This window comes from Variovorax sp. GW821-FHT10D07, assembly GCF_059415325.1.
The window spans coordinates 361,916-381,266 of sequence record NZ_JBWKMZ010000005.1 but is presented as its reverse complement, the minus strand read 5'-3'; the positions used below and the strand labels follow the sequence as shown (position 1 = coordinate 381,266).

19 protein-coding genes are annotated in these 19,351 nt (G+C 70.2%); 4 read left to right on the top strand and 15 right to left on the bottom strand.

Annotation, left to right across the window (positions count from 1 at the left end):
• The first annotated feature begins 4 nt into the window (after positions 1 to 4).
• On the top strand, positions 5 to 334 hold the full coding sequence (locus tag AC07PU_RS18645; protein WP_398499661.1) for a Rieske (2Fe-2S) protein: 330 nt from the start codon (positions 5 to 7) through the stop codon (positions 332 to 334).
• Positions 335 to 363: 29 nt separating this feature from the next.
• Here the strand turns inward: AC07PU_RS18645 and AC07PU_RS18640 are convergent, their stop codons facing one another.
• Positions 364 to 546, bottom strand: a complete 183-nt coding sequence (locus tag AC07PU_RS18640) for a hypothetical protein (protein WP_143129335.1) — start codon at positions 544 to 546, stop codon at positions 364 to 366.
• Between the two features lie 150 nt (positions 547 to 696).
• Positions 697 to 2,277 carry a serine hydrolase domain-containing protein gene (locus AC07PU_RS18635; protein WP_495319371.1) on the bottom strand — a complete coding sequence of 527 codons (1,581 nt, stop codon included), beginning with the start codon at positions 2,275 to 2,277 and terminating at the stop codon, positions 697 to 699.
• 239 nt (positions 2,278 to 2,516) lie between these two features.
• Between AC07PU_RS18635 and AC07PU_RS18630 the strand changes: the two genes are divergently transcribed.
• Complete coding sequence (locus tag AC07PU_RS18630) at positions 2,517 to 4,262, top strand: GMC family oxidoreductase (protein WP_495319369.1); 1,746 nt, start codon at positions 2,517 to 2,519, stop codon at positions 4,260 to 4,262.
• Here AC07PU_RS18630 and AC07PU_RS18625 read toward each other — a convergent pair.
• From AC07PU_RS18625 to AC07PU_RS18590, 8 genes are read right to left on the bottom strand one after another with little or no spacing between them, the layout of a single operon-like run.
• Positions 4,153 to 5,187 carry a LacI family DNA-binding transcriptional regulator gene (locus AC07PU_RS18625; RefSeq protein ID WP_057595376.1) on the bottom strand — a complete coding sequence of 345 codons (1,035 nt, stop codon included), beginning with the start codon at positions 5,185 to 5,187 and terminating at the stop codon, positions 4,153 to 4,155. The genes AC07PU_RS18630 and AC07PU_RS18625 overlap by 110 nt on opposite strands.
• On the bottom strand, positions 5,184 to 6,182 hold the full coding sequence (locus AC07PU_RS18620; protein WP_495319367.1) for a 2-hydroxyacid dehydrogenase: 999 nt from the start codon (positions 6,180 to 6,182) through the stop codon (positions 5,184 to 5,186). The genes AC07PU_RS18625 and AC07PU_RS18620 overlap by 4 nt, the downstream gene beginning before the upstream one ends.
• A gap of 5 nt (positions 6,183 to 6,187) precedes the next feature.
• Positions 6,188 to 7,141 (bottom strand): sugar kinase, encoded by a 954-nt coding sequence (locus tag AC07PU_RS18615; RefSeq protein WP_431509490.1) that lies wholly within the window; start codon positions 7,139 to 7,141, stop codon positions 6,188 to 6,190.
• Positions 7,142 to 7,158: 17 nt separating this feature from the next.
• Positions 7,159 to 7,902, bottom strand: a complete 744-nt coding sequence (locus AC07PU_RS18610) for a sugar phosphate isomerase/epimerase family protein (protein ID WP_495319364.1) — start codon at positions 7,900 to 7,902, stop codon at positions 7,159 to 7,161.
• Complete coding sequence (locus AC07PU_RS18605) at positions 7,902 to 8,654, bottom strand: amino acid ABC transporter ATP-binding protein (protein WP_495319362.1); 753 nt, start codon at positions 8,652 to 8,654, stop codon at positions 7,902 to 7,904. Before AC07PU_RS18605 ends, AC07PU_RS18610 begins: the two co-directional genes overlap by 1 nt.
• A 19-nt stretch (positions 8,655 to 8,673) precedes the next feature.
• Positions 8,674 to 9,471, bottom strand: coding sequence for a transporter substrate-binding domain-containing protein (locus AC07PU_RS18600; RefSeq protein ID WP_093354693.1), 798 nt, complete (start codon positions 9,469 to 9,471; stop codon positions 8,674 to 8,676).
• Positions 9,472 to 9,529: 58 nt separating this feature from the next.
• Positions 9,530 to 10,183 (bottom strand): amino acid ABC transporter permease, encoded by a 654-nt coding sequence (locus AC07PU_RS18595; protein ID WP_495319360.1) that lies wholly within the window; start codon positions 10,181 to 10,183, stop codon positions 9,530 to 9,532.
• A gap of 27 nt (positions 10,184 to 10,210) precedes the next feature.
• Positions 10,211 to 10,882, bottom strand: coding sequence for an amino acid ABC transporter permease (locus AC07PU_RS18590; RefSeq protein ID WP_057595383.1), 672 nt, complete (start codon positions 10,880 to 10,882; stop codon positions 10,211 to 10,213).
• Positions 10,883 to 11,155: 273 nt separating this feature from the next.
• Here AC07PU_RS18590 and AC07PU_RS18585 point away from each other — a divergent pair, with 273 nt between their 5' ends.
• Positions 11,156 to 12,772 (top strand): hypothetical protein, encoded by a 1,617-nt coding sequence (locus AC07PU_RS18585; protein WP_495319431.1) that lies wholly within the window; start codon positions 11,156 to 11,158, stop codon positions 12,770 to 12,772.
• 15 nt (positions 12,773 to 12,787) lie between these two features.
• On the opposite strand, the gene AC07PU_RS18580 is transcribed toward AC07PU_RS18585, so the two are convergent.
• Positions 12,788 to 13,324: a cysteine hydrolase family protein gene (locus AC07PU_RS18580; RefSeq protein ID WP_093354688.1), complete on the bottom strand. Its 537-nt coding sequence runs from the start codon at positions 13,322 to 13,324 to the stop codon at positions 12,788 to 12,790.
• A gap of 152 nt (positions 13,325 to 13,476) precedes the next feature.
• On the opposite strand from AC07PU_RS18580, the gene AC07PU_RS18575 reads away from it, so the two are divergent.
• Positions 13,477 to 14,592, top strand: coding sequence for an MBL fold metallo-hydrolase (locus AC07PU_RS18575; protein ID WP_495319357.1), 1,116 nt, complete (start codon positions 13,477 to 13,479; stop codon positions 14,590 to 14,592).
• A 14-nt stretch (positions 14,593 to 14,606) separates the two neighbouring features.
• Here the strand turns inward: AC07PU_RS18575 and AC07PU_RS18570 are convergent, their stop codons facing one another.
• The 4 genes from AC07PU_RS18570 to AC07PU_RS18555 all read right to left on the bottom strand — a co-directional run bounded on the left by AC07PU_RS18570 (position 14,607) and on the right by AC07PU_RS18555 (position 19,340).
• Positions 14,607 to 14,795, bottom strand: coding sequence for a hypothetical protein (locus tag AC07PU_RS18570; protein WP_093354683.1), 189 nt, complete (start codon positions 14,793 to 14,795; stop codon positions 14,607 to 14,609).
• Positions 14,795 to 17,203 carry a DNA topoisomerase IV subunit A gene (gene parC / locus AC07PU_RS18565; protein ID WP_495319355.1) on the bottom strand — a complete coding sequence of 803 codons (2,409 nt, stop codon included), beginning with the start codon at positions 17,201 to 17,203 and terminating at the stop codon, positions 14,795 to 14,797. Before parC ends, AC07PU_RS18570 begins: the two co-directional genes overlap by 1 nt.
• Positions 17,204 to 17,248: 45 nt before the next feature.
• Positions 17,249 to 18,367 (bottom strand): Kelch repeat-containing protein, encoded by a 1,119-nt coding sequence (locus AC07PU_RS18560; RefSeq protein WP_093354678.1) that lies wholly within the window; start codon positions 18,365 to 18,367, stop codon positions 17,249 to 17,251.
• 64 nt (positions 18,368 to 18,431) lie between these two features.
• Positions 18,432 to 19,340, bottom strand: a complete 909-nt coding sequence (locus AC07PU_RS18555; protein WP_495319353.1) for a lytic transglycosylase domain-containing protein — start codon at positions 19,338 to 19,340, stop codon at positions 18,432 to 18,434.
• Positions 19,341 to 19,351: the final 11 nt, after the last annotated feature.

Below are 19,351 nucleotides of genomic sequence, written 5' to 3'. Positions count from 1 at the left end.
GACCATGACCGATGCACTGCTGATCTGCGACGTGCTGCCCGAATCCCGCGACGCGGTGAAGTTCGAGGCGCCGGGCCGCGGGCCGGCCTTCGTCGTGCGCTGGCACGGCCGGGTCCATGGCTACCTCAACCAGTGCGCGCACGTGGGCGGACCGATCGACTTCGAGGGCCAGGTGCTCGAGCGCTCGGGCCGCTTCCTGATGTGCGCGCGGCACGGCGCGATCTACGAGCCCGACACGGGTTTGTGCGTGGGCGGCCCCTGCAAGGGTGCGCGCCTGGTGCCCCTGGCGGTGGAAGAGTCGGCCGACGGCAAGGTCTGGCTGCGCGCGGCCTGAGCCGGAGCGGGCACCCCGGCATCGAGGATCTAATGCGCGGCCACGCCGCGTTCAGCCGTGCGTGCCTCGGCGCCGGTCCAGAAGTTCTCGGGCACGCCGCGCGGCTGCCGCTCCTCGATCTCGACCGTGACGCTGACCGAGATGTCGGCCGCCTGCTCGCGGCGCTTCAGAAAGCTTTCGAACTGGTCGAGGTAGTGATGTTCTTCATTCACGGATCGGGCCTCCATTTGGTTTTCGATACCAGAGGTTTTAATCCGTCGCAGCGTGTCGCCAAAGGTTGCGGATGCCGCCGCCGCATGCAGGACAACAGGCCATCGCCGCCGCCGTGCCGCGCCTGCAAGGCCTACGACCTTCCGTAGTTGTCAGGCCGCCTTCACCGTGCGCGCGCCAGTCAGCGTCGGCATCTCGGTCGCGCTCGAGTTCACGTTGACGCTGCGGTCGAGCCGCAGGTAGCGCGAGGCGAAGCGGCAGGTCACCGTATCTCGGAAGGCCGACTCGACGAAGGTCCAGCTCATGACGAAGGTGCGCTCGTCGAGCCATTCGCCGCTGGCCACCACGCGCATAACGGCGGGCTGGTACTCGTGATGCAGGCGGTTGCCGGTCATGGTGGTGTCGCCCTCGATCGGCTTCCTGAGGCCCACCTGCACCGTGTGCGTGCCGCGCTCGTCCTCGAGCGTGAAGCTGCAGGCCTCGGCGCCGAAGTCCAGGCGCGCGGCCTTGATCCGGTCGGGGTTGTCGGGAAACTCGTAGCGCTGGCCCGACACGGCCGCGGCCACCGGCGACGCGGTCGGCCGCACCGGCGGCAGCAGGCGCAGGCCCGCCATGCGCCGGCGCAGCGCGGCGCTGGCCTGGCCGCCGTCGGCCGGTGCGTTCTCGAACGCGGCCGGGAAATGCTTGTAGAGCAGCCCCGCGTTGAAGCCGGCCTTCGGCGGCAGCGCCGCATTGATCGCGAGCACCGCGTCGTGCGCGGGGAACACCACCGCGTACTGGCCGAACAGCCCGTCGGCGTTGTAGGCGCCGTTCGGGCCCAGCCACCACTGGTAGCCGTACTTGTCCTTGGTGTGCGGCTGGTGCACCGCATCGACCCATTCCTTCGTGAGCACCTGCCTGCCGTTCCACAGGCCGTTCTGCGCATGCAGGATGCCGAGCTTGAGCGAATCGACGGTCTTCCAGCTCAGGCCGTTGGCACCCGGCGAAATGCCCTCGGGCCCGACCTCCCATTCGTAGCCCGTGATGCCCAGCGGATCGAAGAAGCGCGGCTTCAGGTAGTCGGCCACCGGCTGGCCCGTGGTCTTGGTCACGATGGCCGACAGCATGTAGGTGGCGGCACTGGTGTAGACGAACTGCGTGCCGGGCGGATTCACCACCGGGATCTTGAAGAACTCGGCGATCCAGCTGGTGCGGATCTGGCGCCACACCGAGCCCGAGGTCATGGCGGCATGGCCGGTGCGCATGGTCAGCAGGTCGCGCACCGTCATCGCCGCGAGGTTCGGGCTCACCACCGGCGGCAGGTGCTCGGGGAAGAAGGACACCACCTTGTCGTCGAGCCCGAAGCGCCCCTCGGCCACCGCCATGCCGACCGCGCAGACGGTCACGCTCTTGGTCAGCGAATGCGTCATGTGGCGGCGCTGCGGACCGTAGGGCTCCCACCAGCCCTCGGCCAGCACCTGGCCGCGGCGCCACAGCATGAAGCCGTGCAGTTCGAAGGCGCCGCGCTCGGCCTCGTCGAGGAAGGCCAGGATCGCCGCCGACGATACGCCCTGCGCCTCGGGCCGCCCGCGCGGCAGGCCGTCGGCGGGCACCGGCGCGGCCAGCCCGGTGGCGGCCCAGCCGAGGCCGGGCACCGAGGCCATCGCCATGCCGCCGAGCGACAGGCGCAGCGCGCCGCGGCGCGAGAGCGCGGGGAAGGAAGAAGAGGAGGAGGAAGAAGAAAGTGGCGGCATGGCGGCGGTCTCCGGGAGCTGTCGTTGTTCTTCGCCGAGTGTGGACCGCGCAACTGTCATTCGCCTGTCGGCCCCGCCAGGGGAAACCCCGTCGGAGGTTCCTATTACACGCGTCGCGCACGCGACAGTGCCACTTTGGTCCGACGGGAAAACGCTAGGCGCCCTGCCCCGTTTCGTTCCTACAGTCCACGGGCCGGCATCGGCGCAATCGAAGAAGAAGCAGGAAAGGACGCGGGGCGATGGAGTTCGACTACGTGATCGTCGGTGGCGGCTCCGGGGGCGCCACGCTCGCCGCGCGGCTCAGCGAGGACGCGCGCGTGCGCGTGTGCCTGATCGAGGCCGGCGGCGACGGCCGCGGCATCCTGGTGCGCGCGCCGGCCGCCACGGTGGCGATGCTGCCGGGCCGCCCGCCGATCAACAACTACGCGCTGCGCACCGAGCCGCAGCCGGGCCTGGACGGCCGCCGCGGCTACCAGCCGCGCGGACGCTGCCTCGGCGGCTCGAGCGCGATCAACGCCATGCTCTACGTGCGCGGCCACCGCGAGGACTACGACGACTGGGAGCGCGCCGGCTGCAGCGGCTGGTCCTTCGGCGACGTGCTGCCCTGGTTCCGCCGCGCCGAGGGCAACCAGCGCGGCGCGAGCCCGCTGCACGGGGCCGACGGTCCGCTGCAGGTGGCCGACCAGCAGACGCCGCGCGCCATCAGCGAGGACTTCGTGCGCGCCGCGGTGCAGTCGGGCGTGCCCTTCAACGACGACTTCAACGGCATCGAGCAGGAAGGCGCGGGCCTCTACCAGGTCACGCAGTTCCATGGCGGTGCGAGGAACGGCGAGCGCTGCTCGGCCGCGGCCGCCTACCTGCACCCGGCGATGACGCGCCCCAACCTCGCGGTGCTCACGCACACGCAGGCGCTGCGCGTGGTGATCGAGCATGGCCGCGCCGTGGGCGTGGAGGTGCGCCGCGGCGGCAACGTCGAGCGCATCCATGCGCGGCGCGAGGTGGCGCTGTGCGGCGGCGCCTTCCATTCGCCGCAGCTGCTGATGCTCTCGGGCATCGGCGACCCCGCGCAGCTGCAGCAGCACGGCATCGCGGTGCAGCAGACGCTGCCCGGCGTGGGGCGCAACCTGCAGGACCACCTCGACTTCATCCTCGCCTACCGCTCGAAGCACCGCGACCTGTTCGGCATCGGCCTCGGCGCGAGCTGGACCCTGCTGCGCCAGGCGCTGTTGTGGCGCAGGACCGGCACCGGCCTGGTCGCCACGCCCTTCGCCGAGGGCGGTGCCTTCGTGAAGTCCTCGCCCGAGCTGCGCCGGCCCGACCTGCAGCTGCACTTCGTGATCGCCATCACCGACGACCATGCGCGCAAGCTGCATGTGGGCTACGGCTTCTCGTGCCACGTCTGCGTGCTGCGGCCGAAGAGCCGCGGCGAGGTGCGGCTGGCCGATGCCAACCCGGCCTCGGCGCCACGCATCGATCCGCGCTTCCTGTCCGACCCCGAGGACCTCGCGCTGCTGCTGCAGGGCGTGAAGAAGACGCGCGAGATCATGGAGGCGGCGCCGCTCGCCAGGTACCGCCAGCGCGAGCTCTACACGGCCGATGCGCGCAGCGACGAGGACCTGGTGCGCCAGATCCGCGCGCGCGCCGACACCATCTACCACCCGGTCGGCACCTGCCGCATGGGCGCGCCCAACGACGCGGGGGCGGTGGTCGATCCTCGGCTGCGCGTGCGCGGCATCGAGGGCCTGCGCGTGGTCGATGCCTCGGTGATGCCGACCTTGATCGGCGGCAACACCAACGCGCCCACGGTGATGATCGCCGAGCGCGCGGCCGACTGGATGCGCGGGCCTGCGCGCTTCGCGGCCGAAGCCGATCCGGCTACGCGGGGACAGGCGCCTTCGACGAGCCCCGCACCTGCAACTGCCCCGGCAGCAGCAACTGCCGCGGCGGGCTTTCGAGCCCCCGCAGCCGGTCGATCAGGCAGCTAGCGGCGGCGCGGCCGATGTCGTCGGTGGGCTGGGCCACGGTGCTCAAGCCCGGGCCGATCAGCGAGGCCCATTCGGGATCGTCGAAGCCGACGAAGCCGAGGTCGGCGCCGAACTGCCAGCCCAGCCGCGCCATCGCCTGCGCCACGCGCAGCGTGACGACCGCATTGCCCGCCACCACGGCGGCGCGCCGGCCGCGCCTGGCGCGCTTGCGCAGCGCCGCCAGGGCATCGTCGAGCGCCTGCTGTTCGCCCTCCACGCTCTCGAACACCTCGCCCGCCATGCGCGGCCCGTTCGCGGTCACGCAGGCGCCGAAGGCCGCGGTCCGCTCGCGCCGCGAGCTCACGCCCGCGAGCGGCTCGGTCACGTAGAGCAACTCGCGAAAGCCGCCCTCGACCAGGTGGTCGCAGGTGGCCTTCATCGCGGCCTCGTTGTCGAGCGAGACGAAGTCGGTGTGCATGCCCGCGTGGCGCCGGTCGACCAGCACCGCGGGCTTGCCGTGCAGCGCGACCGCGTCGAACACGCCGCTGCCGCGGCCCAGGGTGTTGAGGATGAAGCCGTCGACCTGGTAGCCCGCGAGCGCGTCGATGGCCTCGCGCTCGCGTTCGCTCTCGTTGCCGAGGTTGAACAGCATCACGAGGTAGCCGGCGTCCTGGCAGGCCTTCTCGGCGCCGCGCAGCACCGCCACCGAATAGGGGTTGGTGATGTCGGCCACGATCAGGCCGATGAGGCGCGAGCGGCCGTGGCTCAGCGCCTGCGCCATCGGGCTCGGCGAATAGGCGAGTTGGGCGATCGCGGCCTCGACGCGCGCGGCGATGTCGGGGCTCAGCAGCCGCTCGCGGTGGTTGAGGAAGCGCGAGACCGTGGCCTTGGAGACGCCCGCGGCCTGCGCCACGTCGGCGATGGTGGCGCGGCCCGTGGGTTTCATGCGCTGGCCGTGTCGTAGGGCGCGGTCGGCCTCTCCCCGGCCAGCACCTGCAGCAGGTTGGTGGTCGCGAGCTCGGCCATCGCATGCCGGGTCTCGTGCGTGGCCGAGCCGATGTGCGGCAGCGGCGTCACGCGCGGATGGGTGCGCAGCGGCGAATCGGCCGGCAGCGGCTCCTTGGCGAACACGTCGAGGCCGGCCGCGCGCAGCGTGCCCTTGTCGAGCGCGTCGAGCAGCGCCTGCTCGTTCACGGTCGCGCCGCGGCCGCCGTTGATGAAGGCGGCGCCGGGCTTCATGCGCGCGAAGAAGGCGGCGTCGGCCATGTCGCGCGTGGCCTCGGTCAGCGGCAGCATCGCGAGCACGATGTCGGCGCGCGCCAGCAGGTCGTCGAGCGGCGTGTGCGTGGCGCGGCCCTGCAGCTCGGGCGCCTGCGCGGCCAGGTCGACCGCGCGGCGCGCGTGGTAGAGCACCGGCATGCCGAAGCCCAGGGCGGCGCGGCGCGCCACGGCCTGGCCGATGCGGCCGAAGCCGAGGATGCCGAGCGTCTTGCCATGCACGTCGGTGCCGAACAGGTCCTCGCCGATGTTCTTCGTCCAGCGGCCCTCGCGCACCAGCGTCGAGAGCTCGACCACGCGGCGCTGGGTGGCCAGGAGGATCGCGAACATGGTGTCGGCCACGGTCTCGGTCAGCACGTCGGGCGTGTGGCACAGCACGATGTTGCGGCGGCGCAGCTCGGTCAGCGGGTAGTTGTCGACACCGACCGAGACGCTCGAGATCACCTCGAGCCGGGGCGCCGCGTCGAGCATCGAGGCATTGAAGTTGACGCTCGAGCCGATCAGGCCCTGCGCCGCCGGCAGCGCGGCCGCGAAGGCCTCGGGCGACTGGCGCGCGTCGGCCACGACGACCTCGTGCGCGGCCTGCAGGCGTGCCAGCTGGTCCTCGGGCAGGGTGCGGAAGACGAGGACGTTCTTGCGGGAGGAAGACGAAGAGGAAGCCATGGCGTTCACAGCCCCGCCGCTTCGAGTTCGGCCCGCGTCGGCAGGCCCTCGGTGTCGCCGAGCACCTGCACCGCGCGCGCGCCGATCCAGGCGCCGCGCCGTACCGCCTCGGGCACGCTGCGGCCCTCGAGCAGCGCGCTGACCACGCCGGCCGCGAAGCCGTCGCCCGCGCCCACGGTGTCGATCACTTCCTTGACCGGGAAGCCCTCGACGCGACCGGTGCCGGCCACGTCGCTGTCGTAGTAGGCGCCCTCGGCGCCGAGCTTGACCACCACCAGCTTCGCGCCGCGCTCGCGGTAGAAGCGCGCCACGTCCTCGGGCTGGTCGTGGCCGGTGAGCAGCAGGCCCTCCTCGATGCCGGGCAGCACCCAGTCGGCGCGCGCGGCCAGCTCGTTGATCCAGTGGCGCATGGTCTCCTTCGAGGACCACAGCGTCGGGCGCAGGTTGGTGTCGAAGGAGATGGTGCGGCCCGCGGCGCGCATCACGTCCATCGAACGCAGCGCGGCCTGCAGGCTGGTCTCGGAGATGGCCGCGAACACGCCCGTGGCATGCAGGTGGCGCGCCGAGCGCAGCCAGGGCTCGTCGATGTCGGCCGGGCCCATGTGGCTCGCGGCCGAGCCCTTGCGGTGGTATTCGATCGGCGGGTCGCTGCCGTCGGTGACGCGGCCCTTGAACTGGAAGCCGGTGCGCTGCGCGGCATCGGCGATCACGTGCGAGCAGTCGATGCCTTCGGCGCGCATCGCATTGAGCAGCGCGCGGCCCATCGAGTCGGTGCCGAGCCGGCTGGCCCAGCCCACCTTCAGGCCCAGGCGCGACAGGCCGATGGCCACGTTGGTCTCGGCGCCGGCGGTGCGCTTGTGGAAGGACTGCGCATCCTCGATCGGCCCCGGCCGGTCGGCCACGAGCAGCAGCATGGCCTCGCCGAACAGGGCGACGTCGAAGGCGGTGGGTTCTGTCATCGGTGTGAGTGGTTTCGCTACGCGCGCGCGGCGCGGATGAAGTCGATCTGCGTGCGGACGACGGCCTCGAGGTCGTCGCCCACGAGCGGGTATTCGATGGCATGCGGCACGTCGGCCGGCAGCGCGCGCAGCACGGCGCGCCAGGGTGCCACCGAGTCGCCGAGCGGCACCGCCACCCACTTGTGCGGCAGGCGCTGCGCGCCCTTGCAGTGCACGTAGCGCACGCGCTGGCCGAGCGCCTGCGCGGCCTGCAGCGGACATTCGCCGACCCAGTGCCAGTTGCCCATGTCGAAGGTCATGCCCAGCGACACGCCCGCGCGGTCGGCGGCTTCGAAGAAGGCCAGCAGCGCGGGCACGGTGCCGGCGCGCACGCTCTGGTCGTTCTCGATCACGAGCTCGACGCGGGTTTCGGCCAGCTCGACCTTGAGGCCCCAGAGCGAGCCGTGCGAGGACGGCTGGAAGTCGCCGATCGACATCTTCAGCCGCTTCGCGCCCACGCGCGTGGCGGCCGCGATGCCGCGCTTGAGCGCGGCGCTGTCGAGCCAGCCGCCCTGGGCCCAGAGGCCCTCGGGGCTGGAGTAGACCGAGGCCAGGCCGTTGAGCGCCGGCAGTTCGGTCTCGGCGTGGCGCAGCATCTCGCCGCGCACTTCCACAGAATCGGCGCCCGCGCGCTTCGACAGCTGCGAGCACCAGAGCTGGCCATGGCGTCCCACCTCGGCCGCGCCGAAGGAGGACAAGGAAATCAGGACCTCGAAGGACATCAGTGGGCCTGGTGCGAGCTGAGGATCTGGCCCAGGAACTGCCGGGTCTTCTCGTTCTGGGGATTGCCGAAGAATTCCTCGGGCGGCGCCTGCTCCACGATCTTGCCCTCGGCCATGAAGATCACGCGGTCGGCCACGCTGCGCGCGAAGCCCATCTCGTGCGTCACGCACAGCATGGTCATGCCGTCCTCGGCCAGCCCGATCATGGTGTCGAGCACTTCCTTGACCATCTCGGGGTCGAGCGCGGAGGTGGGCTCGTCGAACAGCATGATCTTGGGCGTCATGCACAGCGCGCGCGCGATCGCCACGCGCTGCTGCTGGCCGCCCGAGAGCTGGCTCGGGTACTTGTTCGCCTGCTCGGGAATGCGCACGCGCGTGAGGTACTTCATCGCCACCTCCTCGGCCTGCGCCTGCGTCATGCCGCGCGAGCGCATCGGCGCCAGCGTGCAGTTCTGCAGGATCGTGAGGTGCGGGAACAGGTTGAACTGCTGGAACACCATGCCGACCTCGGCCCGCACCGCGTCGACGTTCTTGCCGCCGGCCGTGAGATCGATGCCGTCGACCTCGATGCGGCCTTTCTGCACCGTCTCGAGCCGGTTGATGCAGCGGATCAGCGTCGACTTGCCCGAGCCCGAGGGCCCGCAGATCACGATGCGCTCGCCCGCGCGCACGCTGAGGTCGATGCCGGTCAGCACCTGGAAGTCGCCGTACCACTTGTTGATGGCTTCCATGCGGATGATGGGGTCGGTCATGAGGTGTTCCGCTCCCGGCTTACTGCATCTTCGGCAGGTCGGCCTGCAGCCACTTCTGGTAGAGCTTGTTGAGCTCGCCGTTGGCGGTGTTCTTCGCCACGAAGTCGTTGACGGCCTTGGTCAGCTCGTCCTGGCCCGGACGCAGCGCGATGCCCATCGATTGCTGCACCAGCGTGAACTTGTTTTCGTAGGTGCCGGCGGGCACGCGCTTGGCGATCTGGGCGGCCACGGTCACCGAGCAGCCGATGGCGTCGACCTGGCCCGAGATCAGTGCCTGCATGGCCGAGGCGTCGTCGTCGAAGCGGCGGATCTCGGTGCCTTCGGGCGCGGCCTTGGTCACGGCCACGTCCTGGGTCGACGCACGGGCCACGCCCACGCGCAGGCCCTTGAGGTCACCGGCAGCCTTGATCGGGGTCTTGGTCGCGCCGTACAGCACGATGGTGGCGGCCGCGTAGGGCTGCGAGAACTGCACCTGCTTCGCGCGCTCGGGCGTGATGGCCAGCGAGGCGACCAGCAGGTCGACCTTGTTGGTCAGCAGGAAGGGAATGCGGTTCGGGCCGGTCACCGGCACGATGTTGGCCTTCACGCCCCAGTCCTTGGCCAAGAGCTTGGCCACGTCGGCGTCGTAGCCGTCGGGCTGGTTCTTCGCATCGGTGGTGCCGTAGGGCGGGAAGTCGACCAGCATGCCGATGGTGATCTCGCCCTTCTTCTTGATGTCGGCCACGCTCTGCGCCGAGGCGAAGGGGGCGAACACGGTGAGGGCGGCTCCGAGGCCGAGGGCTGCGATCGCTGCGCGGCGGGTGGTGGTGCGGGTCATGGGATGTGTCTCCTGAAAAAGAAAGGAAGCGACGGAAAAAACGAAAGCGAACGGGAAATCAGCGGGCCAGCGCGCGTGCGCGCTTGCGCTCCATGCGCGCGGCCAAAAGCGACAGCGGCCAGCAGATGACGAAGTAGAGGGCGGCCACCACCGAGAACACGATGAGCGGCTGGAAGGTGGCGTTGTTGACGATCTGGCCGGCGCGCGTGACCTCGACGAAGCCGATGATGGCCGCGAGTGAGGTGCCCTTGATGATCTGCACCAGGTAGCCCACGGTGGGCGCGAGCGCGATCCTGAAGGCCTGCGGCAGCACCACGTCGCGCATGCGCGCGCTGTAGCTCAGGCTCAGCGCCTGCGCCGCTTCCCACTGGCCGCGCGGAATGGCCTCGATGCAGCCGCGCCAGATCTCGCCGAGGAAGGCCGCGCTGTTGAGCACCAGCGCCACGCCCGCGGCGACCCAGGGGTTGATGTCCAGCCCCAGCACCGGCGCGCCGAAGAACACCAGGAACAGCTGCAGCAGCAGCGGCGTGCCCTGGAAGATCTGGATGAAGGTGGTCGAGACGCCGCGTGCCCACGCCGATTCGGACGTGCGCATGAGCGCGATCGCGAGCCCCAGGATCGCGCCGCCCACGAAGGCGATGGCCGACAGCGCGAGCGTCCATTGGGCCGCTTCGAGGATGAACAGGAATTCGGGAAAGCCGAAGGTGCGCATGGTGTGGTGGTCTCCGTCGGTCGACGCTTACCGGCGGTCCGGGTAGTTGAGCGTGCGCTTGTAGATCAGCTTGAACATCGCCGAGAAGGCGAGCGCCAGCGCGAGGTAGATGGCCGCGACCACGATGTAGATCTCGAAGCTGCGGAAGGTCTGCGACTGCAGGTTGGCGGCCACCGAGGTCAGGTCGTCGGCCGAGATCACCGAGACCACCGCCGAGCTCAGCATCAGCAGGATGAACTGGCTGGTGAGCGCCGGGTAGATGGCCTTGAGCGCGGGCTTGATGATGATGAAGCGGAAGATCTCCCAGGACTTGAGGTTGAGCGCGCGGCCCGCCTCGATCTGGCCCTTGGGAATGGATTCGATGCCGGCGCGGATGATCTCGGTGGCATAGGCGCCGAGGTTCACCACCATCGCCACCAGCGCGGCCGTCTGCGGCGACCAGCGCAGGCCGATGGCCGGCAGCGCGAAGAAGAAGAAGAACAGCTGCACCAGGAACGGCGTGTTGCGGATCACCTCGATGTAGGCGTTGATCACGAAGCGCAGCCAGCCCGGTCCCGAGGTCTTGCCCCAGGCGCAGAAGATGGCCACCACCAGCCCGAGCACGGTGGCGACCAGCGACAGCTGGACGGTGATCCACGTGCCCTTGAGCAGCAGCGGCCAGGCGGCGAAGACGGCGTCGAATTGAAACTGGTAGTTCATGGTCCGGCTGCGGCGCGGGTGCACGCGCACAGTGGAAAAGCAATGCTTGCAGCTTATATGAAACCGGTTTCACGATGACCCAGGGATTACCCTAGTCGGCCTTTGCGGGGGGCCGCTGCCTACACTTCCGCGATGCTCACACCCCTGGCCAACCCCACGACCGCGCAGCTGGACGACATGGCCGAAGACCCCGGCGCCATGCTTGCCGAGACCTCCGCCCACGCCCCCGCCGTGAAGCACCTGCGGCAGGCCCTGCTGTGGCCGGTGCGGCTGATGCCGGTGCGCGATGCGAAGTCCGCGCACCAGGCGCCATGGCACTTGCTGCGCGAGATGGGCGAGGCCTCGCCGTGGCGCGAGGAGATCGACGAATACACCGGCGACAGCAGCCGCTTCCACCAGCGCCACTACAACGAGTTCGTGAGCTTCCTGCCCTATGTGCAGCGCTTCCTCTACGGCGAGGGCCGCTCGCGCGCGCAGGCCGGCGGGCCTGAATCGGGCAGCGACGGCGATTCGCCGATGCGCATCTTCCGCCGCCACGACATCGCCGCGGTGCGCGTGGTCACGCGCGCCGGCGAGGCGCCGATCACGCTCGAGGTGGTGCACTGCGACCTCTACTTCTTCTTCGACGTCGACGTGGTGCTGCTGAACCTCGAGGTCGGCGTGAACGACCTGAGCCTGGCGCAGGCGCAGGAGCTGCTCTACCGCTTCGGCCGCGCCTATCCCGCGGGCTGGGATGCCGAGGGCGGCGCGCTGCACTGCATGGCCAGCGTCGAATGGCTGGCCGCCGACGGCCGCGTGCTCGCCAGCTCGGACGCACAGCACAGCGAGGCCTTCATCTCGCACGTGGCGCAGCACCGCGCGCCGCGCATCGCGGCCCACTGGGCCTACCTGATGCAGCCGCTGGTGAGCGACCATTCGGAGGACAAGGGCGCGCTGCGCTACCGGCAGATCGAGTACTACCGCATGCCGGTGATGGCCTACCTGTCGCTCGACGATCCGAAGCGGCTCACGCGCAACGACTTCATCCGCCTCGGGCTGGTCACGGGCGCGGGCGAGGCCGAGGCGGCGCTCGCGGGACGCCAGGACCACCTGCCCTACGCCGACCACCACCTCGCCGACTTCGAGAGCCGCTACTGCTACGACCGCTTCTGGGTCGATGCCGGCGCGGCCCCGAACACGCGCTACCTGTGCAACGGCCATGCGCTGATCGTGGTGGGCGATGCGCGCTCCGAGTTCTTCTGCTGCCGCGACCGCGGCGTGCTCGCGCAGTTCCGCCACCAGCACTTCCTGCTGTTCCTGATCGCGCACTTCCAGAAGGCCTCGCTGCTGATGTTCTCGGACCAGCTGGTGGAGGCGCTCAAGCGGCTGGACATCCGCAGCACGCCGAGCGTGAAGCGCTTCAAGCGCGCGATCCGCGCCAGCTTCGAGCGCTTCCTGCGCTTCACGCACCGCTACTGGTTCCACGAGATCTCGGAGCAGGCGCAGGTGCGCGCGCTGTCGCACCTGTGCGCCACCCACCTCGGGCTCGATCCGCTCTACGACGAGGTCAAGGAGCGCATCGCCGACATGAACACCTACCTCGACGCCGACAGCCTGCGGCGCCAGGCCAACACCGTGGTGCGGCTCACGGTCGTGACCCTGTTCGGCCTGATCGGCACCATCACCACCGGCTTCCTCGGCATGAACCTGCTGGCCGAGGCCGAGGCGCCGCTGTGGCGCAAGGCGATCTGGTTCGGCGTGGTGCTGGTGTTCACGACCTGGCTCACGGTCTACACCATGGTCAAGTCGCAGCGGCTGTCGGACTTCATCGACGTGCTGTCGAACGACCGCATGAGCTTCCGGGAGAAGCTCGGGGCGCTGGTGCGGGTGTGGCGGCCGGGAGCGGACTGAAGCCCCGCGCCGGCTTCAACCGCCGAACGACACCTGCGCGCTGTCGACCGCGCGGATCGGCACGCCGAAGCTCGTGATGTCCGCCAGCGTGGCGTTGTGGTGGGCGCGGATCCGTGCGCCCGTGGCATGCGGCTTGTCGTGCGAGGTGTGGGCGTCGGCCGCGAGCGTCACCGCGTAGCCGAGCCCGGCCGCGCGGCGCACCGTGGTGTCGACGCAGAACTCCGACGAATAGCCGCAGACCACCACGCGCTTCACGCCGCGCTCCGAGAGCCAGGCATCGAGCGACGTGCGCAGGAAGGAATCGGGCGTGGTCTTGCGCAGCCGCGCGTCGCGCGTGTCGGTGTTGAGCGCGCCGGCGAGCTGCCAGCGCTCGGAGTCGAACACCAGGTCGACCTCGTTCTCGTGCTGGATGAAGGCCACCGGCACGCCGGCCGCGCGGGCACGCTCGGTGAGCGCGTTGATGCGCTCGATCACCGCGGCGGCTTCGTGCGGACGCGGGGCGTCGTCGACGAGGCCGCGCTGCATGTCGATGACGAGGACGGCGAGTGTCATGGGAACCCTTTCTGGTGCGCGGGACGGCAGGGCCGAAGGATCGCACAGGACGCACCAATGCCCCTGCCCGGCGAATGTTTCTGACGTTGAAACCATTGCCCGCGCACCCGCCGCTAAGCTCGCGCCGCCCGCAGAACCACACAACACCTGCCATGACCGACCCCAACGCTCCTTCCCTTTCGCAGCGCCTGCGCAGGCGCGCCACCGCCGCCTTCGCGGCCGCCTGCGCGCTGCTGGCCGGCTGCAGCAGCAACAGCGGCTGCGAGGTCCGCTACGACGCCTCGCCGCAGTTCAAGGGCTGCACCTTCGAGAACATGGACAACCCCGACGTGCTGCCCAACCAGAGCACGTGGAAGATCTGGACCCGCTTCTTCTTCGAGACCAAGACCGACTCGGTGCCCACCGATGCGATCCCCGTGAAGCCGCTGACGCCGGCCGCGCTGGCGGCGCTCGATGCGCAGGCCAACCACGTGGTGCGCCTGGGCCATTCCTCGCACCTGCTCAAGCTGCGCGGCAAGTACTGGCTGATCGACCCGGTGTTCGGCGAGCGCGTGTCGCCGTTCTCGTTCGCGGGGCCCAAGCGCTTCCACCAGCCGCCGATCGCGCTGCAGGACCTGCCGCCGATCGAGGGCCTGATCCTCTCGCACGACCACTACGACCACCTCGACGTCTACACCATCGAGTACCTCGCGAAGCGGGTGCAGCACTACTTCGTGCCGCTGGGCGTGAAGGCCCGGCTGGTCGCGATGGGCGTGCCGCCCGAGCGCATCAGCGAGCTCGACTGGTGGCAGGGCGGCGAGCACGACGGCGTGAAGCTCACGGCCACGCCGGCGCAGCATTTCTCGGGCCGCTCGCTGACCGACCGCGGTCGCACGCTGTGGGCCTCGTGGGTGGTGCAAAGCGGCGAGCAGCGCATCTTCTACAGCGGCGACTCGGGCTACTTCCCGGGCTTCAAGCAGATCGGCGAGCGCTTCGGCGGCTTCGACCTCGCGCTGATGGAGAACGGCGCCTACGACGCCTACTGGCCCGCGGTCCACATGACGCCCGAGCAGAGCGTGCAGGCCTTCCAGGACCTGCGCGGCAAGGTGCTGTACTCGGTGCACAACAGCACCTTCGACCTCGCCTTCCACAGCTGGCACGACCCGCTGGACCGCATCGCGAAGCTCACGCAGGAGCGCAAGATCGAACTGGCCACGCCGGTGATCGGCGAGGTGCTGACGGTGGGCCAGGCGCGCACCAACGTGCGCTGGTGGGAAGGCCTGAAGTAACGGGCAGCGAGCGGCTAGCCGCGCTCGCGCCGCTCGCGCGCGCGGCGCTGCTGGCGCGTCTCTAGCGCCTGCGCCGCCACGCGGTCCTTCGCGCGCTTCTTCTCGGCGCGCTTGCCGCGGAAGTGCCGGCCCACGAGAAAGCTCCCGATGCCGGTCACGATCGCGATGACGAAGCCGATGGTGCTGATGTCGAGGCCGCCCATCAGAGTACCCGCACGATGCTGGTCGGCTTGAAGCCCAGGTCGGCCGCCTTGCCCTTGCGCGCGCGGGCGCCGCGTGCGTTGTTGAGGGTGCGGATCTCGAGCGTCTCGTCGCGCTCCTTGCCGCCGCGGCCGATGCCCTCGATCTTCACGCTGCGCGTGTAGGCCGCGGCACCCGCGAGGGTGTCCTTGGGCTCGAGGTCGATCAGCGTGAGGCCGCGGCCGCCCTTGGGCAGGCTCTTGAGCTCGGCGATCTCGAAGGTCAGGATGCGCCCGCCCGTGGAGGCGCAGGCCACGTGCGTGGCCATGGGCATCGGCTCGGCGCCGCCGGCACCGCCCACCAGCGAGGGTCGGCACAGCTGCTCGCCCTCGCCCACGTCGATGAAGGCCTTGCCGCCGCGCTGGCGCGACATCATGTTCTCGACCGTGGCGATGAAGCCGTAGCCGCCCGAGTTGGCCAGCAGCAGGCTGGCCGCGACCGGGCCCGCGAAGTAGTGCGTGACATGCGTGCCCGCATCGAGCTCGATCAGCGTGGTGACCGGCTGGCCGTCGCCGCGCGCGCCCGGCAGCGAGGCCACGGGCACGGTGTAGACGCGCACGCTCTTGTCCTTGGCGGAGCCGAACACCAGCAGCGTGTCGACGCTGCGGCATTCGAAGGCGCCGTAGAGCGAGTCGCCCGACTTGAAGCTGTACTCGGGCGCCGCGGCGCCGTTGCCCGTGGCCTTCTCGCTGGCCCAGCCCTTCTGCGCGCGCACCCAGCCCTTCTGCGAGACGATCACGGTGACCGGCTCGTCGACCACCTTGACCTCGGCCACGGCGCGCTTCTCGGCCTGGATCAGCGTGCGGCGCGGGTCTTCGAAGGTCTTGGCGTCGGCTTCGATCTCCTTGACGAGCAGGCGGCGCAGCGTGGCAGGGTTGGCGAGGATGTCCTCGAGCTTCTTCTGCTCGATGCGATGCTCGTCGAGCTGCTGCTGGATCTTGATGGCCTCGAGCCGCGCCAATTGGCGCAAGCGGATTTCGAGGATGTCCTCAGCCTGGATCTCGCTGAGCTTGAAGCGCTCGATCAGCGCGGCCTTCGGGTCCTCGGCCGCACGGATGATCGCGATCACCTCGTCGACGTTGAGCAGCACGAGCTGCCGGCCTTCGAGGATGTGGATGCGGTCCATCACCTTGTTGAGGCGGAAGCGCGTGCGCTTCTCGACGGTGATCTCGCGGAACGCGATCCACTCGTTGAGCATCTGGCGCAGCGACTTCTGCGTCGGCTTGCCGTCGATGCCCACCATCGTGAGGTTGATCGACGACGAGGTCTCGAGCGAGGTCTGCGCCAGCAGCGTGGTGATGAATTCCTCCTGGCTGATGCGCGAGGTCTTGGGCTCGAACACCAGGCGCACGGCGGCGTCCTTGCTCGACTCGTCGCGCACCACGTCGAGCACCGAGAGCATCGCGGCCTTGACCTGGGTCTGCTCGGTGCTCAGCGCCTTCTTGCCGGCCTTGACCTTGGGGTTGGTGATCTCCTCGATCTCCTCGAGCACCTTCTGCGTGCTCACGCCCGGCGGCAGCTCGTTGACCACCAGCTGCCACTGGCCGCGCGCGAGATCCTCGATCTTCCAGCGCGCGCGCACCTTGAGCGAGCCGCGGCCGCTGCGGTAGGCATCGGCGATGTCGCCCGCGCTGCTGATGATCTGCGCGCCGCCCGGATAGTCGGGGCCGGGCACGATGGCGAACAACTCTTCCTCGCTGAGCTTGCCGTTCGACTTGATCAGCGCCACGCAGGCATCGGCGATCTCGCGCAGGTTGTGGCTCGGGATCTCGGTGGCCAGGCCGACCGCGATGCCGCTGGCGCCATTGAGCAGCGTGAACGGCAGCCGCGCGGGCAGGAGGCGCGGCTCCTCGGTGCTGCCGTCGTAGTTGGGGATGAAGTCGACCGTGCCTTCGTCGATCTCGTCGAGCAGCAGGCTGGTGATGCGCGCGAGGCGCGCCTCGGTGTAGCGCATGGCCGCGGCACCGTCGCCGTCGCGGCTGCCGAAGTTGCCCTGGCCGTCGACCAGCGGATAGCGCTGCGAGAAGTCCTGCGCCATGCGCACCAGCGCGTCGTAGGCGGCCTGGTCGCTGTGCGGATGGAAGCGGCCGAGCACGTCGCCGACCACGCGCGCGCTCTTCACGGGCTTGGCGCCCACGGTGCCGTTGGTGCCGCCGAAGCCCAGGCCCATGCGCGACATCGAATAGAGGATGCGCCGCTGCACCGGCTTCTGGCCGTCCGACACGTCGGGCAGCGCGCGGCCCTTGACCACGCTCAGCGCGTATTCGAGGTAGGCGGTCTGGGCATAGTCGGCGAGCGTGAGCGAGGTGTCGTCGCCGCCGTTGTTGTCGTCGCCGGGAGGCAGGAGATCGAGCGGGGGTTGGGAGTCCATGAAAGAGCGGGTGAGAAAACGAAAAAGAAGGGGCGACGAAGGCGCTCAGCCCAGCGTGAAGGCCTCGTGCACCGCCGACTGCACCGAGCCGCCGAGCACGGCACCGCCGCCGGCCACGTAGATCCAGTCGCCGATGACGGCGGCACCGACGGCATGGCGCGGCGTGGTCATGGGCGCATGGCGCTGCCAGCTATCGGCCACGGGATCGTAGCTTTCCATCTGGCCGAAGACCTTGGCCTGGCGCGGCACGCCGCCGACGAGGAAACCGCCCTCGCCGCCCATGGCGAAGAAGCGGTCGCGATAGACCACCAGGCCATGGCCCGAGCGCGCGGTGGGCAGCGGCGAACGCGGCTCCCAGGTGTCGCGCGCGGGAAGGTAGACGTGGTGCAGGTCGGTGTTGTATTCGAAGGTGTTGAAGCGGCCGCCCACCACGTGGATCAGGCCGCCGTGCGCCACGCAGCCCACGTGGTCGCGCGCGCCGGGCAGCGGCTTGCGCGCGCTCCAGCGGTCGGCCTTCGGGTCATAGACCTCGTGCCAGCCCACGCTGGCGCGTTCGGCCGCGGGCTCGGAGGCGCCGCCGATCAGGTGCAGCTGCCCGTCGAGCACCACCGCGGCTGCCGCGCCGCGCGGGCGCGGCAGCGGCGCGATGGCGGTCCAGCGATTGGCCGCGATCTCGTAGACGTAGGCATTCGTGTCGGAGCGCCGGTTCTGCTCGACGAAGCCGCCGAGCGCATAGACCCGGCCGCCATCGGCCGCCACGGCCACGTGATTGGCGCCGCGCGGCAGCGGTGCGCCGTCGAGCCAGCGGTCGGCCTGCGGATCGTAGATGTGGTGGTAGTCGCGGTTGACCGCGCCCTCGCCGTAACCGCCCACCACGTGCATGCGGCCCTGCGCGGCCGTGGCCCAGGCCATCTCGCTGCGCGGGATCGGCAGCGCCGCGCGCGCCGCCCAGCGCCCCTGCGGGCCGCGCGGCGCGGGGCTGTCGGTGACGCGCTGCGCCTCCTGCTCGGGCGTCATGTGATGCGGCACGCCGCCCTGCAGCCGCGCATAGGGCTCGGCCGAGGACGGCACGGGCTGCGGCGCCGCGTGCGAGGCCGGATGCTGGGCGCGCGCGGCGCCGCTCAGCGCGGCGGCGCCGGCCAGGACGAAATCTCGGCGTTGCATCGCGGTCTCCTCGTTCTTGGGGTGGTCGGGGCGGGCGAAGGCGCTCGCTCGCGGGACGCCGTGCTCACGAGAGCGGCGCGGCGGATCGCTCGCCGGCATCGGCCGCGGGCGGCGCGGCCGACTCGGGCACGACCGGCATCGCCGGCAGGCTGCGCGGCGAATCCGGGGGCATGTTGCCGCGGCCGATCGCGCCGCCGGCGGGCACCGTCATCTCCATGCGGATGCGCCCCGGCGTCTTGCCGCCGCGCAGGCCGCCGCCCCGGGCCACCGAGGGCTTGAGGTAGGCATAGAGCTGCAGCACCGTCTGCACGTAGTTCTGCGTTTCCTTGTAGTTCGGGATCTTGTTGCCCGCGCGCTGCACCGCGCCCTCGCCCGCGTTGTAGGCCGCCAGCGCCAGCTCGATCTGGCCCGGGAACATCGCGATCAGGTCGCGCAGGTAGTGCGAGCCGGCGGCGATGTTGATGCGCGGGTCGAACAGCTTCTTCTCGAGGCTCGCGCGCTGGTCGCCCGCCACGCCGTAGCGCTGCGCGGTGCCGGGCATCAGCTGCATCAGCCCGCGCGCGCCCTTGGGCGAGACGGCCTGCGCGTCGAAGCCCGACTCGGTGGCGATCAGCGCCTGCAGCAGCTCGTAGTCGATCGCATGCTTGTTCGAGGCATCGCGCAGCGCGCTCTTGGCGATCTTGTAGCTCGGCGAGGCCTCGAACATGGCCAGCAGCGTCTGCGAGGCCGGAGACACCTTGCCATCGAGCTTGCGGTCGCCGCGGCCCAACCGGCTCAACGGCGAGATGCCCTGCGTGGTGTCGAAGCTCTGGCCGTCGCGGAAGAACACCTGGTAGCGCTCGTCGACCTTCTCGGCCGCGAAGTGCGCCACGCCGTTGGCGTCGATGTAGCCGTAGACGTCAGCGGCGCGCGCCGGCCCCTGCAGCGCGAGCAGCAGGAAGGCCAGGAGCAGCGAAGGCTTGAGGAGAGACATGCGGGGTGGAA